Origin of the sequence: Kaistia terrae, assembly GCF_026344005.1 — a bacterium.
GTDB classification, from domain to species: domain Bacteria; phylum Pseudomonadota; class Alphaproteobacteria; order Rhizobiales; family Kaistiaceae; genus Kaistia; species Kaistia terrae.
This window is the reverse complement of sequence record NZ_JAPKNH010000002.1, coordinates 168,943-184,345: the sequence shown is the minus strand read 5'-3', so window position 1 is coordinate 184,345 and position 15,403 is coordinate 168,943. Positions and strand designations below refer to the sequence as shown.

Genomic DNA, 15,403 nt, shown 5'->3' with positions numbered 1-15,403 from the left:
CTTCCCTCAGCTTGCCTGTTGGACCGGCCGATAGGCCAGGAGATCGAGCAACCGCGTCAGCCGCTGTTCGGGCTTTGTGGGCACCAGCTTGCCGCCGCCCCAGGGCACGACGAAGAACGGCGCATCGGCGGCAATCGCCGTCGCCTGGTCCACCGTCGTGTCGCCGACATAGGCCCATTCGCCATCGGCAAGCTGCATGAGCTTCGCCACCGCCAGAAGATGGCCGGGATCCGGCTTGCAGGCCGGAACCGCATCGGCGCCGAGCACGGCGTCGAACAGCGGCGCGATGCCGAGCAGGTCGAGCACGCGAAGCGTCAGCGCATGCGGCTTGTTGGTGCAAATGCCGAGGCGGAATCCGGCCTGCTTCAGGGCGGTCAAATCCTCGCGCACATGGCTGTAGAATTTGGTCAGCCGGGCCGGCGCCTCGCCATAATGGGCGAGATAGGCGGCATGCGCAGCGGCGATCGTCTCGTCATCACTCGGCAGGCCAAGCTCGACCAGCATGTCGAGCAAAAGGCGGCGCGGGCCATTGCCGATGAAGCGCTCGACGAATTCCGTCTCCTGCTCCGGCCAGCCGCGCGAACGCAGATAGGCATTCACCGCCGCCGCGATATCCGGCGCACTGTCGATCAGCGTGCCGTCGAGGTCAAAAATCAGCGCCCCAAAGGCGGCCGGCTTCTTGGTCATGTCGATCTCTCTGTCGCCCATTCCGGCTTCGTCACGCATCGAGCCCGGCTTCCGAAATGGCGGAAAAACTCTGCGACAAGGCCGGATAGAGGCCTTCGAAGATGGCAAACGCCCGGCGCAACGTATCGCCGTTCGCGCGATCGGGCTGCTGCCGCGTCAGCGGCCTGCAGACCTGCGCCGCCGATCGTGCATCCGGCCAGATGCCGACGCCAACGCCCGCCACCAGCGCCGCGCCGAACGCGCCGCCCTCGGCCGCGCCCTCGGTCGTCACCACCTCGCAATCGAACAGGTCGGCCTGCATCTGGCGCCAGAGCGCCGAACGAGCGCCGCCGCCCGACGCCTTGATGACGCTGTGCTGCATGCCGATCTGCTGCATCAGGCCGTGAATGTCGCGCAGCGCATAGGTGACGCCCTCCATGACGCTTCGCGAGAGATCGCCGCCATCGTGCCGGGCGGTCAGGCCGACGAATGCGCCGCGCGCAATCGGATCGGGATGCGGACAGCGCTCGCCATAAAGATAGGGCAGGAAGAACAGGCCCTTCGCGCCGGCCGGGCTCGCTGCCGCCCTGGCCACGATCTCGTCAAAGGAGAGCTTTTCCGACCCCTGCCCCAGCGATCCCATCGTATCGCGGAACCACGACATCGCGCCGCCGGCATTGAGCGAAACGCCCATGCAGTGCCAGATGTCCGGCGCGACGTTGCAGAACACCTGCAGCCGGCCGTCGGGATTGTCCTCCGGCGCTTCCAAGGCGCTCGCGACAATGCCAGCCGTGCCGATCGTCGTCTGCAACTCGCCCGGCATCATCACGCCGGAACCGAGCGTCTGGATCACGCTGTCGCCACCACCGCCAACGACGGGGATACCTTCGGGCAGGCCGAACAGCGCCGCGCCCGAGCGGTTCACCCGCCCGGTGACGATTTGCGATTCATGGCAGGCCGGAAGCAGCGCCGGATCGATGTCGAGCCGCTCGAGCAGTTCGCCGGACCAAGCCCGTTTACGCACGTCGAACAGGCCGGTGCCGGAGGCGTCCGAAACCTCGGTCGCGATCTCGCCGGTCAGCACGAGGCGCAGATAGTCCTTCGGGTTCACGACATGGCGGAGATTCGCATAAAGCTCCGGCTCGTGATTGCGCATCCAGACGATCTTGCCGCCGGTATAGCCGACCAGCATGCGGTTGTTGGTGAGCCTCAGCAGTGCCTCGAGTCCGCCAACCCGCTCCGTGATCTCGGCGCATTCAGCGCCGTTGCGCTGGTCGTTCCAGAGCAGTGCCGGGCGCAGCACGCGATGCGCCTCGTCGAGCGGCGTCAGGCCGTGCATCTGGCCGGACAGGCCGATGCCCGCGATCTCGACGTCGCCTCTCTCGGCGAGGACGCTCGCGACCGACTGCCGCGCGCCTTCGATCCAGCGCGCCGGATCCTGCTCGGTCCAGCCCGGCCGCGGCTGCGACAGGCCGTAGGTAGCGGTAGAACTGGCCAGCACCGAGCCCTCGGCGTCGATCAGAAGCGCCTTGCAGCCGGACGTGCCGATATCGATCCCCAGAAGCGCTGTCGTCATCGCCTAGCGCCCCTTGGGATCATCATGGCGGATGCGGACATGCTTGAAGTTGAAGTATTCGAGCATCCCCTCGCGGCCATGCTCATAGCCGACACCGCTCTGCTTGCGGCCGCCATAGGGCGCATTCATCACGCCGGCATCGACGTTGTTGACGGCGACATTGCCATAGTCGAGCCGGGTCGACAGATAGCGCACCTCGTCCATATCCTTGGCATAGACATAGGAGGCAAGCCCGTAGGGCGTATCGTTGGCATGGGCGATCGCCTCGTCGAGACCGTCATAGGGCGCGATTCCGAGCAGCGGCCCGAACGTCTCTTCGCTCATCACCTTCATGGCATGCGTGCAATCGGCGACCACGGTCGGGCGGAAGAAATGGCCATGGGCGAACTCTTCGCCTTCCGGCGCCGCGCCGCCGGTCACCAGCCGCGCGCCCTTGGCAAGCGCATCGGCGAGATGCTCCTTCGTCTTGGCGAGCGGATCGGCCGAGGCCATGGCGCCGAGATCGGCGTCCGGCCGGTCGATGCCGTTGCCGATGGTCAGCTTCTCGGCCGCGACCTTCACCTTGGCGAGGAACGCCTCGTAGATCGGGCGGGCGACATAGACGCGGTTAATCGCGATGCAGATCTGGCCCATGTTGCGGAACGAACGCCGGACAGCGCCCTTCACCGCCGCGTCGAGATCGGCCGTTTCCGTCACGATCATCGGGCAGTTGCCGCCAAGCTCCAGCGACATGCGCTTGACCGTGGTGGCCGATTGCTGGATCCGCAGGCCGACAGCACTCGAGCCGGTGAAGGCGATCTTGTCGACGCCGGGATGCTCGACCAGCGCCTGGCCGACCACCGAGCCAGGGCCGGTCACGACATTGACGACGCCGGCCGGGATCTTTGCTTCCTCGACCTTTTCGGCGATCGCCAGCGCGGTGAACGGCGTCAGATCGGCCGGCTTGATGACGATGGTGCAGCCGGCGGCGAGCGACGCGCACAGCTTCCAGCCGACCAGCTCGGCCGGGTAATTCCACGGCGTGATCGCGCCGACGACGCCGATCGGCTCGCGCAGGACCAGGCTGTGATGGTCGGTGGTGTCGCCCGGCACGATCTCGCCATGCACGCGCACGGCTTCCTCGGCGTAGAAATGGCAGGCTTCGGCGAGCTTGAGGATTTCGCCGCGCGCTTCGTTCAGTGGCTTGCCCTGCTCCATCGTCATGATCCGCGCCATGCGATCGGCATCGGCGGCGATCGCATCGCCCAACCGATGCAGCGCCGCCGAGCGCGCCTTGGCCGGCAAATCGGCCCAGCCGCGGAACGCCTGTCGCGCGGCGGCGACGGCCTGGTTGATCTCGTCGGCGGTCGAAGCGGCGATCTCGCCGATCACCTCGTCCGTCGCCGGGTTTTTCACCGCGATGCGGGCGCCGGCACCAGCGGTCCAGCGACCGCCGATGAATAATTTGCCACTCAATTCCGAGATCATTTCATCCGTCCCTGCGGCCCGACGCCCGTGAGCACCCGGCTAAATCGAAGCACAACCTTGTCGCGAGACAGCCCCTCCTGGGCCGAGCTTTCGGGCAGAATATAGCATAACTACATCGACGCAAGGCCACTCCCGAAGCGTTTCATCAACCCGGGGACAAGGCAGGGCGAAAATTGACTAAACCACTTGAGAGACTGACTAATATCAAATAACTACTTTGCCTGGGCGGCGAGAGACAGGCTTGGCAAGAGGACCACCTTTGGTCCATCCCACGCCACATTTCGCAACAATTGATAGTTTTACTACAAGACGGGTACCGACAACGGATACACGTCATGTAGGGCCGAACCGCACGGTGGCGGGCCGAGCGAAACCGTCCAAGGACTGGACCGGGGTACTTACCCGGCAAGCACGAAACCGGGTTTCACCGGAAGCGCCGGAACACTCGATTGACAGCCCCGAAGTCGCGTGCATAGCTATGCAAGGCCGAGTTTCATAAGCGGTCGTTGCGGAAGGTCCGAGTGACATACCGCCAACCATCAGGCCGGACGACAGGCGCGCCAACGCCCTTCGCCGGCGGCGGAAGATCAGGGGAACGGATAACCGGAGACGACAAAAAACAGCGAGGCTCCTACGGCCTGGGCGCCTCCATCAGGGAGGAGTGATCAATGGTCAACAAACTCATCTCCGGCGCGTTGGGTAAGCCGATCAAGCGGCGTGACATCCTCAAGGGTGCGGGCCTCATCGGCATGGCGGGCGTTTTCCCGGCCATCATCACCCGACCGGCCTTCGCCGCCGACAAGCCGACGGTCGTCAACTCGATCCGCTCGCTGTCGAACCCCTATCACGCGACATGGAACAAGGGCGGCGCTGCCTTTGCCAAGTCCGTCGGGGCCGATTACGTCACCCTCGTCACCGAGGGCAACAGCGAGAAGGGCATCGCGGACATCAAGGCGATCCTCGCCAAGACCGGCGGCAATGCCGTCATCAACGTCGATCCGAACGACAGCCCGGACGCCCGCCCGATCATCGACGCGGCCAAGGCCGCCGGCGCCTATGTCGTCACCCAGTGGAACAAGCCGGCCGACCTGCATCCCTGGGATTACGATCCCAATTACGTAGCCCACATCTCCTTCAGCGGCGTGCCCTACGGCAAGGCCATGGCCGAGACGCTGATCAAGAAAATGGGCGGCAAGGGCGGCATCGTCGCGCTCGGCGGCATCGAGTCGAACGTGCCCGCCATCGAGCGCAAGAAGGGCCTGATGGAGGCGCTCGCCGCCAATCCAGACGTCAAGCTGCTCGACTACCAGGTGGCCAACTGGTCGGCGACCGAGGCGCTCGAGAAGACCAACGCCTGGCTCACCCAGTTCGGTGACCAGATCACCGGCATCTGGGCCGCGAATGACGACATGGCGCTCGCCGCCGTGGAAGCGCTGCGCGCCGATGGCCGCGCCGGCAAGGTGCCGGTCACCGGCATTGACGGCATCCAGCTCGCTGTCGAGGCGATCCAGAAGGGTGAACTGGCCGGAACTGTCGCCTGGGATCCTTATTGGCAGGGCGGCATGGGCCTCGCCATCGGCTACGCCGCCAAGACGGGCGTTTTCGATCCGGCCAAGGAGCCGAAGGAGCATCGCGAGTTCTACGGCAAGGGCGTGATCATCACCGACGAGAACGCCAATACCTATTATGCCGAGAATATCGCGGCAGAACCCAAGATGGACTGGAACGATATCTGGGGCCGCGTCACGGGCCAGATCCAGTACGACTGACCTCCTCCCGGGGGCGGGCGCGCCCTTTTGCGCGCCCCATCGCCGGCTCCTGCGTATTGGAGCCGGCGGTCCTGGACGCGGCCGCGTGACGGGATGAAATCCCCGAACCGGCGCGCACCCTGATCGAATCCCAGAAGGCGATCCGGCGAATGACCCTTGATGCCTCCATTTCTCCCAGCCAATCGGCAAAACCGACCGCTCGACGCCGCTGGCGCATCGCGGCCTGGGCGCCGCTGATCGTTCTGGTGCTGCTCTGCGGCTTGATCACACTGATCAATCCCAACTTCATGACCTTCGGCAACATGGTGCGCATCAGCCAGGCGGCGATGATTCCGCTGGTGCTGGGGCTAGGCGCAACCTTCATCATTCTGATGGGCTCGATCGATCTTTCGGTCGAGGGCGGCTTGACCCTCTCCGCGGTCATCCTGTCGATGCTGGTGCTGAACGGCGCCAATTCCAATGCCTTTGGCATGTTCGGCATCCTGATTGTTCTTCTCGTTGGCGCCGGCGTCGGCTTCGCCAATGGCGTCATCCATGTCCGGCTGAAAATCCCCTCCTTCATGGTGACGCTCGGCATGTGGTTCGTCGGCGTCGGCGCCGCCAATGCGCTGCTCGGCGGCATGGCGATCCGCATCAACGACCCGATGATCCGCAGCCTCGCCATCGAGCGCTTCCTCGGCTTTCCCCTCGGCGTATGGCTGGCCCTGTTCTGCCTGCTGATCGCGCTGATCATCCAGAACTACACCCGCCTCGGCCGCTACATCTATGCGCTCGGCGGCGGCGAGGATCTGGCCGCTCTCTCGGGCATCCCGGTCGGGCGCGTCCGCATCCTGGCCTTCACGCTGGCCGGCGTCTTCTATGCTGTCGGCGGCGTTCTGGCGGCGGCCCAACTCGGCCTCGGCAACGCCCAGATTGGCACCGGCCGGCTGTTCACCACCGTCACCGCCGTCGTCGTTGGCGGCACGGCGCTTTCTGGTGGCCAGGGCAGCGTGCTGCAGACCCTAGTCGGCGTTCTCATCGTCGTCGTGCTGTCGAACGGCATGGTGCTGATGGGCGTGCCGCCCAGCGTGCAGATCGGTGTGCAGGGCCTGATGATCATCGCGGCGGTCGCGCTTTCGATCGATCGCAAACGGATGCGGATCGTCAAATGAACATGGACAGCGCCTCCCCCGCATCCGCGCCGAGTTCCACCACGGCCGCCCCGCCCGCGCTCGCGCTCGTCCATGTCGACAAGCGCTTCCCCGGCGTCCATGCGCTGAAGGACGTCTCGATCGAGATCCGCCCCGGCGAAGTCGTCGGCCTGGTCGGCGAGAACGGCGCCGGCAAATCGACGCTGATGAAAATTCTGAGCGGCGTCTACCAGCCGGACTCAGGCGACATCCGGCTCGACGGCAACAAGACCCGCTTCGTCAGCGCCTCAGACGCCATGAGCCAGGGCATCGGCATGGTGTTCCAGGAGCAATCGTTGCTGACCAACCTGACCGTCGGCGAAAACATCTATCTCGGCAACGAGAAGCAATTCACCCGCTTCGGCATCGTCGACTGGCGGTCGCTTTACGCCGCCGCCTCGCGGCAGCTGGCCAAGGTGCAGATTGACGCCGACCCAAAGATGCGCGCCGAAGATCTGGGCTTCGCCGCAAGGCAGATGGTCGAGCTCGCCAAGGCGCTGACGCTCGAGGAGAACGCGCCCGGCCACCTTGTTATCCTGCTCGACGAGCCGACCTCGGTGCTGGAGCGGGCCGAGATTGACATCCTGTTCGCCCGCGTCCGCGCGCTGCGCGCTCGCGCCTCTTTCATCTTCGTCTCGCACCGACTCGACGAAGTGCTGGAGCTCTCCGACCGTATCTATGTGATGAAGGACGGCGCGGTCGTCGCCGACCTGGTCGCGGCCGATGCCAATGTCACCCAGTTGCACCATCTGATGGTCGGTCGCAGCCTGCAGGCGGAATATTATCGCGAGCCTCTGCAGAAGCCGTTTCGCGACGAGGTGGTGTTGGAGCTCGACAATCTCAGCCATGAGGGCGCCTATCGCGAGATCTCCTTCCAGCTGCACGCCGGTGAAATCCTCGGCATTGCCGGCGTCATCGGCTCCGGCCGCGAGGAACTGACGCGAACGCTGGCAGGCTTCGCGCCGCATGACGGCGGCAAGCTGATCGCTTCCGGCAAGGAGGTGAAGCTGCGTACCCCGGCCGAGGCGGTCGATATCGGCGTCGGCTACATACCGCGCGAACGCCGCGTCGAGGGTCTGGTGCTGTTTCTGCCCGTCGCCGCCAACATCACGCTCGGCGATCTCGGCACGCTGACCAAGCACGGCCTGATCGACACGCGCGAGGAAAAGCGACTGGCGCAGGAATGGGTGCAGAAGCTGAAGATCCGGACGCCCGGCATCCAGACGCTCTGCCTCAACCTCTCCGGCGGCAACCAGCAGAAGGTCGTGCTGGCGAAATGGCTGAATGCCAAGGCGAGGATCCTGATCCTCGATCATCCGACACGGGGTCTCGATGTCGGCGCCAAGGAAGAAGTCTACGAGTTGATCCGCGCGGTCACCGCCGAAGGTGTCGCCGTCATCCTGACCTCGGACACGCTGGAGGAGACGATCGGGCTCAGCCACACGGTGCTGGTGATGCGCGATGGCGTCATCACCCACCGCGTCGGCGCCGAACCCGGCCAGAAACCCCGGCAAGTCGATCTCATCGGACACATGGTGTAGCGAGCGATGAACAGCATAATCGACACAATCCGCACCGATGGGCTGAGGCAATGGTTGCCGCTCGCAACGCTGATCCTTCTGGTGATCCTGGTCGGCGCATTTCAGCCCGCCTTCCTCGAAGTGAACACGCTGCTGCAACTCGCGAGCGACACAGCGGTTCTGTTCATCCTGGCGACCGGCGTCACCTTCGTCATCATGCTGGGCGGCATCGACCTGTCGATCCAGTCGATGGCCTCGCTTTCCAGCGTCGTGGTGGCGCTGACTCTCTCCAGCCTCGGCTATGGCGCCTTCGTCTTCGCCTTCGCGCTCGGCGCTCTGGCCGGCCTGCTTTCCGGCATCGCCCATGTCCGGCTGCGCATCCCCTCCTTCATTGCCACGCTCGCCATGGGCGGCGTGCTCTCCAGTGCCGCCCTCGTCATATCGAGGGAGCGCTCGATCACGCTTGGCGAAAGCGAGCGCGGCTATCTCGGCTGGATCACCGGCACTCTGTTTGGCATCCCGAACGTCGTCATCATCGCGCTGATCGTGCTGGCCATCGCGCATGTCCTGCAAAGTCGCACCCGCTTCGGCCGCTACAGCGCGGCGATCGGCGCCGGCGAACCGGCCGCCTATGCCTCGGGCGTCAAAGTCGACAGGCAGAAGATCATCGCCTTCGTGCTGTCGGCGAGCTTCGCGGCGCTCGCCGGCATCATCCTTGTGGGCCGGCTCGCCAGCGGATCCCCGACGCTGGCGAGCGAGTTGTTGTTGCCCTCAATCGCCGCTGTCGTTGTCGGCGGCACGGCGATTACCGGCGGCGTCGGCAGCATCTGGCGCACCCTGGTCGGCGCTCTGATCATCTCGGTTGTACGGATCGGCATGACCTTTCTGGGCGTCAATATCTTCGCCCAGAACATCGTCTTCGGCGTCGTCCTCGTCGCCGCCGTCGCCATCACCATCGACCGATCGAAGATACCGATCGTCAAATAATGAGCTTTCAAAGCGCCAAGAGGCCAGGAGCACAAGAATGGATCTCGGACTTCGCGACAAGGTTGCCGTCATAACCGGCGGCAGCATTGGCATCGGCTTGGCGGTCGCCAAGGGTTTTGCCGCCGAGGGCGCGCATGTCGTGATCGCCGCGCGGGATACCGACCGGCTCGCGGCGGCGCGCGACGAAATCCTCGCCGCGCAAGCTGTTCAGGTGCTCGCCGTGGACTGTGACGTCGCGACGGCGCTCGGCTGCGACCGGCTGCTGGCGGCAACCGAGGAGGCCTTCGGCGGCGCCGACATCCTCGTGAACAATGCCGGCACCGGCAGCAACGAAACCATCATGGATGCGCCGGATGACAAGTGGCAGTTCTACTGGGACCTGCATGTCATGGCGGCTATCCGGCTGGCGCGCGGGCTGGTTCCTTCGATGACTCGACGCGGCGGTGGCGTCATCCTCAACAACGCCTCGATCTGTGCCGCGCAGCCGCTCTGGTACGAGCCGATCTACAATGTCACCAAGGCCGCGCTTATCATGGCTTCGAAGACGATGGCGACCGAATTCATCCCGCACAACATCCGCGTCAACGCCATCAATCCGGGCTTCGTGCTGACGCCGGACTGGATCAAGACGGCGACGCAGTTGACGGCCGACACGGGCGGCGACTGGAAGGGCTATATCGACAATCTGGCGCGTGAAAACGCGCCGATCGGCCGCTTCGCCTCGCCGGAGGAAATCGCGGACTTCTTCGTGTTCCTCTGCTCCGAAAGGGCCAGCTATTCCGTTGGCTCGACCTATTTCGTCGACGGCGGCATGTTGAAGACGATCTGAAGTTTTCGGCCCGGAAGCTAAGGTTTCCGTTGAACTTCGCACAGGCGGGCGCTACGCAGGCGCCCGTCGCTCCCATCCATGGTCGCCAACATGAAGTCGTCGAGAAGGTACCCGTCATCGACGGATGTGGCGCGCCTCGCGGGCGTCTCGCAGTCGGCCGTGTCTCGCGCTTTCAACAAGGGCAAGAGCGTTTCGGAAGAAACCAGCCGCAAGGTGTTTGCAGCGGCCGAGGAACTGGGTTACAGCCCCAATTTCCTGCCCCGCATGCTGCTGAAGCATCGTTCCGACCTCGTCGCCATTGTCATCGGCGACAGCTCCAACCCGTTTTATGCGGTCGCGGTCGATGCCTTCTCGAAGGCGTTGCAGGAAACCGGGCACCAGGTGCTTCTGGCCAGCGTCGATGGCGGCAATGCGCTGGACGGAATCCTGCCGCGCCTTGCCAGTTACCGCGTCGACGCCATCGTTAGCGCGCTGCCGGTGGTCACCACGGCAGCGGCCGAGGCATTCGCCCGCCTGCGAATTCCGATCGTCTCGTTCAACACGCCGGCGCACAACCAGTGGGTGGCGTCTGTCTGCTCCGACAATGCCGGTGGCGCGGCCCTGGTCGCCGATCTCTTTGTCGAGCGCGGCGCAAGATCCTTCGGCTTCATCGGCGGCACGCCCAGCGACTATGCCAGCGGCGAGCGCCTGCGCGGTTTTCGCGAGCGTCTCGACGCGCATGGCTTCGACCGTATCGAGATCGCGATGGGCGACTACCTCTACGAGGACGCTTTCAAGGCCGCCGCCGCGATGGCGGAACGGCGCGAGGTTCCCGACGCGCTATTCTGCGCCAACGACCTGATGGCCTTCGGCGCGCTCGATGCGTTGCGCCGGGCCGGCCTGCGGGTGCCGGAGGACGTACTGGTCGCCGGCTATGACGACGTCCCTGCCGCCGCCTGGGGCTCATTCGACCTGACGACGGTGGTGCATGGCCATCAGGCCATGGTCGCCGCAGCGATCGAGATCCTGCACGCGCGAATGGCCGAAACGCATGCGGATCCCACCGATGGCGGCACGATCACCGTGCCGGTCCGGCTGGTCGAGCGGGCGACGACGCGGCGGTGAATTTTTCCAATGGGGATGCAGCATTCCCCGTTGTGCCCACTCGCCGTCATCCCGGGCGAAGACCCGGGATCCATGCAGCCGCGCTATCGGGAGTCTCGCACGTTCGGCAACCCGGTTGAATGGATCCCGGGTCGGAGGCCGGGATGACGGCGAGCTTGGGACTAGTCTGGAGTGAGGGCCGCGGATCGCGGCCTCCCTATGCCCCGACCGCCTCGCCCCTCGCAATCTCGCGCGCACCCCGGTTGCCCCGGATCAGGTCCGACGCCTTCTCGCCGATCATCACCGTCGGGGCATTGGTATTGGACGAAACCAGGCGCGGCATGATCGAACTGTCGCAGACGCGCAGGGCCTCGATGCCATGCACGCGCAGTTCCGGATCGACAACGGCATCCTCGCCAAGCCCCATGCGACAGGTGCCGACCGGGTGATAGGCGGTACGCGCCGCCGAGCGGGCAAATTCCTGGTATTCGGCGAGCGTCCGCACGCCCTTGCCCGGAATATATTCGGACGCGATGAAGGGCCGAAACGCCTCCTGCGCCATGATCTCCTGGCTGATCTTCACGCCGTCGATGGCGCGCGCCAGATCATAGGGATCGGAGAACGCGTTGGTGTCGATGCGCGGCGCGTCGTTCGGATCGGCCGAACGCAGCGTCACCGAGCCGCGCGAGCGCGGGCGGGTGTGGTAGGAATTGAGCGTGCAGCCATTGCCGCCGGGCACCGATCCGACGCCCTTTTCGACGCCCGCGCCGGGCAGGAAATGGAATTGCAGGTCCGGCGTCTTCTCCGCCCGGTCGCCCCACCAGAACGCGCCGCCCTCGACGATATTCGACGCCACCGGCCCCTTGCCGAGCGCCAGATATTCCAGCCCCGCCATCACCTTCCAGTGCGGCTTCTTGTATTTGTCGAAGCTGTGCGGTCCGTTCAGTTGATAGACGATGTCGATATTGGTGTGGTCCTGCAGGTTCTGGCCGACGCCCGGCAGGTCGTTGACAACCCCGATGCCATGTTCCCGCAGGTGCGCGGCCGGGCCGATGCCGGAGAGCATCAAGAGCTTGGGCGAACCGATGGCGCCCGAAGCGATGATCACCTCGCGGTCGGCCCGCAGGATCTCGCTACGACCATCGGTGGCGATCTCGACGCCGACGGCTCGGCCGGATTCGACGACGATGCGGCGGGTCAGCACGCCGGTGCGAACGGTGAGATTGGGCCGGCCGAGCGCCGGTTTCAGATAGCCGACCGCCGTACTGCAGCGTTTTCCCTTGCGGGTCGTGGTCTGGTAAAAGCCAGTGCCTTCCTGATGCGCGCCGTTGAAGTCCGGATTGAACGGCAGGCCGGCTTCCTGCGCCGCCTGCACGAAGACGCGGGTCAGCGGATGCGGGCTGCCGCTGCTGACGCCAAGTGGGCCGCCATGGCCGTGATAGGCGCCGGCGAAGGTGTCGTTGTCCTCGGAACGCTTGAACAGTGGCAGGACCTCGCGGAACGACCAGCCGGTGCAGCCCTCTTCCTCGGCCCAGGCGTCATAATCCTCCGGACAGCCACGGGTGAAAACCTGCGCATTGATCGAGCTGCCGCCGCCGAGCACGCGGCCCTGCGGATAGGGAATGGTGCGGCCGTTGACGGCCTTCCCCGGTTCCGTCTCGTAGCCCCAGGAAAGCGGGCCGGCGGAAATCTTGAAGAAGCCGACCGGCATGTGGATGTAGCGATCGGTATCGCGCGGGCCGGCCTCGAGCAGCAGGACCGACACGTCGGGATCCTCGCTTAGCCTGGCGGCCATGACGCAACCGGCGGAGCCGCCGCCAACGATGATGTAGTCCGGCATTCCATTCCTCCCGAGCGTATGCGTCGACAGGAATTCCAGGTCCGCGCGAGCTTACATCGCGCGACCTAAGTCCATGCTCGACCCACACAAATCCCGGCACGTCGACAGTCTCCCCCCGTCGTCGCGCCGCATTTTCGAATCCTAGCGCATGGCTCCGCAAAACGCTCTGCAAAAGCGCTCTAGGCGGCGACACGCGACAGGGTCAACCGTCCGTCCGAGCTGGTCGAGGCCCGCACGCCCTCGTAGTGGTCGATGGCGGGATGCGACGAGTCCAGCGGCGCGGTATGCGTCGCCTGAATGACGAGGACGCTGGCGCCCGCGCGCTCGCCCGCTTCGATACCAGCAGGCGCATCTTCAAACACCAGGCATTCGGCCGGATCGACGCCCAATCTCTTGGCCGCCATCAGATAGCCATCCGGCGCCGGCTTGCCGATGGTGACATCATCGGCAGTCACGAAGACCGCCGGCGGCGTCAGTCCGGCAGCCCCCAACCGCGCCAATGCAAGCGCGCGCGGAGCGGAGGTGACGAGCGCCCAGCGATCGGCCGGCAGCGAGGCGAGAAACGATGCCGCCCCGCCGATCTCACGGACACCCTCGACGTCCTCGATTTCGGCCTGCGAAATCACTTCGGCCTCAACCTCGGCATCGACGCCCGGCAAACCCAGCTGGCGAACCGTATCGACGGCGCGCTTGCCATGCAGCGTCGGCAGGAAGGCGGCGAGGTCGAGACCGTGGCGAGTAGCCCAGGCCGACCAGACGCGCTCCGCCGCCTCGATCGAGGTCAGCAAGGTGCCGTCCATGTCGAACAGGAACGCGGCGAAGGAGCGGTCGCCGAACAGCGCATCAGTCGTCATCGAAACCCTCTTGCGGAAGAAACGCGCGAGCAGGCGAAAATGCCAAGGCTCGTCCTGGCGACCCTTACAAGCGCATGCCGCCGCTGTCAGCCCCGCGGACCCAATTTGGCTCTGGCCGCTCGTCACGCATTAGGTCTGGATCAGCCAATCGGCCGGGCGACTGCGGGAAAGGATGAGGTCGACATTCAGCATGTCGTTGTCATCGACCTTGGCGAGGATCTCGTGGGGCGTGAGATTGTGATCCTTCCAGCGCGCGACGAGGCGATCGCGCAGCGTATCGCGATCGGCGGATATCATCACCGTCGTATCGAAAGCCAGCGTCCGCCAGGCGTCGTGCTCCAGCAACAGATAGTTGCCCTCGACAATCAGAACTCGAACCGATTGCGGGATCATCCGGGCGCCGGCGCGGGCGATTTCGATGCTGCGATCGAACACAGGCACGGCGATTTCCGGCTCTTCATTGGCAGTGAGGCGCTTGAGCATATGGGCGAAGCCGGCAACGTCGAAGGTTTCCGGCGCGCCCTTTCTCGGGCGCAGGCCGCGCGGCACCAACACCCAATCGTCGAGGTGATAACCATCCATAGGGAGGACGGCGGCGCATCCGGGCTCGATAGCGTTGAGGCGATCCTCCAGCCGGCCCGCGATCGTCGATTTTCCAGCGCCCGGAGGCCCAGCCAGGGCGACGAGGTGGCGCTTGCCAGCAGGGCTTCGGACCAGACGCTCGGCCAGCGATTCAACCGAAATCAACTCCATGGACACGTCACCCATAACTCTAGATCTCGCGCGCCAGCCAGCGGCCGATATTCGGCATCAGCCGATCATAGCCGGGCCAGGCGAGGAAATCGCGGGAAAGCCAGTGCGGTCCGATGTCGGTCATCCAGGCCAGCGTCCTGCCGGCGCCATAATCGCGGACCGCGAGCAGCGGCAGCTTGGCGCCGCGATGGACGCAATGGATCAACGTCGTGGACGTGTCGCGCGCAACAACGCGGTTCATGCCAAGAACATAGGGCATGTCCGCCGGGATGCCCCTCAGGATCGGATGATCCGCCTCGATCACGACGGGATCGAGACCTTCCGGCGCTTCAAGGCCGTCAGGGCCAGGCAGGCACGAGACCGGCAGGCATTCCTCGACCGCGGTGCCATGGAACAGCGCCATACCGTCCATGCCCTGAAAACTTGTATAGCCGCCCGCCATCATCAGCGAACCGCCCTGCTCCACCCATTGGCGAAGCAGTTCCAGCCGATTGACCGAGCGCAGACCAGCGCGCGTCTCCGGCGTGTAGAGCAGCGATAGCGCGCCGACATCCGAGAGAATGACGGCCGAATAGTTCGAGAGCGTATCGAGGTCGCGCGGAAACTCGGCCTCGCAGCGTTCGCCGCCGATCTGCGTCACCGGGATGCCGGAAGCAGCGAGCGCGGCGATGAAGCGCTCGGCGCCGTTGGAGTAGCGCGAGGACGCTCCGACTTCATATCCTTTGGCGGCAAAGGACGTGACATGGAACGTCTCGCCGGCGAGCAGGATGGGCTTCATGGGTTTTCCAGATGTCGGGCGTGATGGCGGGGTGGCGGCGCCCTGATGAGGGGCGCCGCCGGCTTGTCGGGGGGCTTCGTACTATTCTTTACCCGGTCGCGTTTTCTTCAAG

The 15,403-nt window shown here is 65.1% G+C and carries 13 protein-coding genes; 6 read left to right on the top strand and 7 right to left on the bottom strand.

The annotated features are described in order from the left end of the window. Positions 1-6 precede the first annotated feature (6 nt). From OSH12_RS06010 to OSH12_RS06000, 3 genes are read right to left on the bottom strand one after another with little or no spacing between them, the layout of a single operon-like run. Positions 7-726 (bottom strand): HAD-IA family hydrolase, encoded by a 720-nt coding sequence (locus tag OSH12_RS06010; protein ID WP_266342619.1) that lies wholly within the window; start codon positions 724-726, stop codon positions 7-9. Further along, on the bottom strand, positions 719-2,242 hold the full coding sequence (xylB, locus tag OSH12_RS06005) for a xylulokinase (RefSeq protein ID WP_266342618.1): 1,524 nt from the start codon (positions 2,240-2,242) through the stop codon (positions 719-721). Before xylB ends, OSH12_RS06010 begins: the two co-directional genes overlap by 8 nt. A 3-nt stretch (positions 2,243-2,245) precedes the next feature. Continuing rightward, positions 2,246-3,697 (bottom strand): aldehyde dehydrogenase family protein, encoded by a 1,452-nt coding sequence (locus tag OSH12_RS06000; protein ID WP_266342617.1) that lies wholly within the window; start codon positions 3,695-3,697, stop codon positions 2,246-2,248. 680 nt (positions 3,698-4,377) lie between these two features. Here OSH12_RS06000 and OSH12_RS05995 point away from each other — a divergent pair. The 6 genes from OSH12_RS05995 to OSH12_RS05970 all read left to right on the top strand — a co-directional run bounded on the left by OSH12_RS05995 (position 4,378) and on the right by OSH12_RS05970 (position 11,087). Further along, the gene (locus OSH12_RS05995) at positions 4,378-5,478 is read left to right on the top strand and encodes a sugar ABC transporter substrate-binding protein (protein ID WP_266342616.1); all 1,101 of its coding nucleotides are present in this window, start codon (positions 4,378-4,380) and stop codon (positions 5,476-5,478) included. A 149-nt stretch (positions 5,479-5,627) separates the two neighbouring features. Continuing rightward, entirely contained in the window at positions 5,628-6,629 is a 1,002-nt protein-coding gene (locus OSH12_RS05990; RefSeq protein ID WP_266342615.1) for an ABC transporter permease, read from the top strand. A 2-nt stretch (positions 6,630-6,631) separates the two neighbouring features. Then, positions 6,632-8,188, top strand: a complete 1,557-nt coding sequence (locus OSH12_RS05985; RefSeq protein ID WP_266343333.1) for a sugar ABC transporter ATP-binding protein — start codon at positions 6,632-6,634, stop codon at positions 8,186-8,188. A gap of 6 nt (positions 8,189-8,194) precedes the next feature. Continuing rightward, positions 8,195-9,154 (top strand): ABC transporter permease, encoded by a 960-nt coding sequence (locus OSH12_RS05980; protein ID WP_266342614.1) that lies wholly within the window; start codon positions 8,195-8,197, stop codon positions 9,152-9,154. Between the two features lie 37 nt (positions 9,155-9,191). Further along, positions 9,192-9,983: an SDR family NAD(P)-dependent oxidoreductase gene (locus OSH12_RS05975; protein WP_266342613.1), complete on the top strand. Its 792-nt coding sequence runs from the start codon at positions 9,192-9,194 to the stop codon at positions 9,981-9,983. Between the two features lie 78 nt (positions 9,984-10,061). Then, on the top strand, positions 10,062-11,087 hold the full coding sequence (locus tag OSH12_RS05970; RefSeq protein ID WP_323180606.1) for a LacI family DNA-binding transcriptional regulator: 1,026 nt from the start codon (positions 10,062-10,064) through the stop codon (positions 11,085-11,087). A gap of 196 nt (positions 11,088-11,283) precedes the next feature. Here OSH12_RS05970 and OSH12_RS05965 read toward each other — a convergent pair whose 3' ends face one another. The 4 genes from OSH12_RS05965 to OSH12_RS05950 form a co-directional block, all read right to left on the bottom strand. Beyond that, on the bottom strand, positions 11,284-12,906 hold the full coding sequence (locus OSH12_RS05965) for a GMC family oxidoreductase (protein ID WP_266342611.1): 1,623 nt from the start codon (positions 12,904-12,906) through the stop codon (positions 11,284-11,286). A gap of 179 nt (positions 12,907-13,085) precedes the next feature. After that, positions 13,086-13,760 (bottom strand): HAD-IA family hydrolase, encoded by a 675-nt coding sequence (locus tag OSH12_RS05960; RefSeq protein WP_266342610.1) that lies wholly within the window; start codon positions 13,758-13,760, stop codon positions 13,086-13,088. Between the two features lie 129 nt (positions 13,761-13,889). Then, positions 13,890-14,528 carry a nucleoside/nucleotide kinase family protein gene (locus OSH12_RS05955; protein ID WP_266342609.1) on the bottom strand — a complete coding sequence of 213 codons (639 nt, stop codon included), beginning with the start codon at positions 14,526-14,528 and terminating at the stop codon, positions 13,890-13,892. A 4-nt stretch (positions 14,529-14,532) separates the two neighbouring features. After that, positions 14,533-15,291: a glutamine amidotransferase gene (locus tag OSH12_RS05950; RefSeq protein WP_266342608.1), complete on the bottom strand. Its 759-nt coding sequence runs from the start codon at positions 15,289-15,291 to the stop codon at positions 14,533-14,535. Between the last annotated feature and the right edge of the window lie 112 nt (positions 15,292-15,403).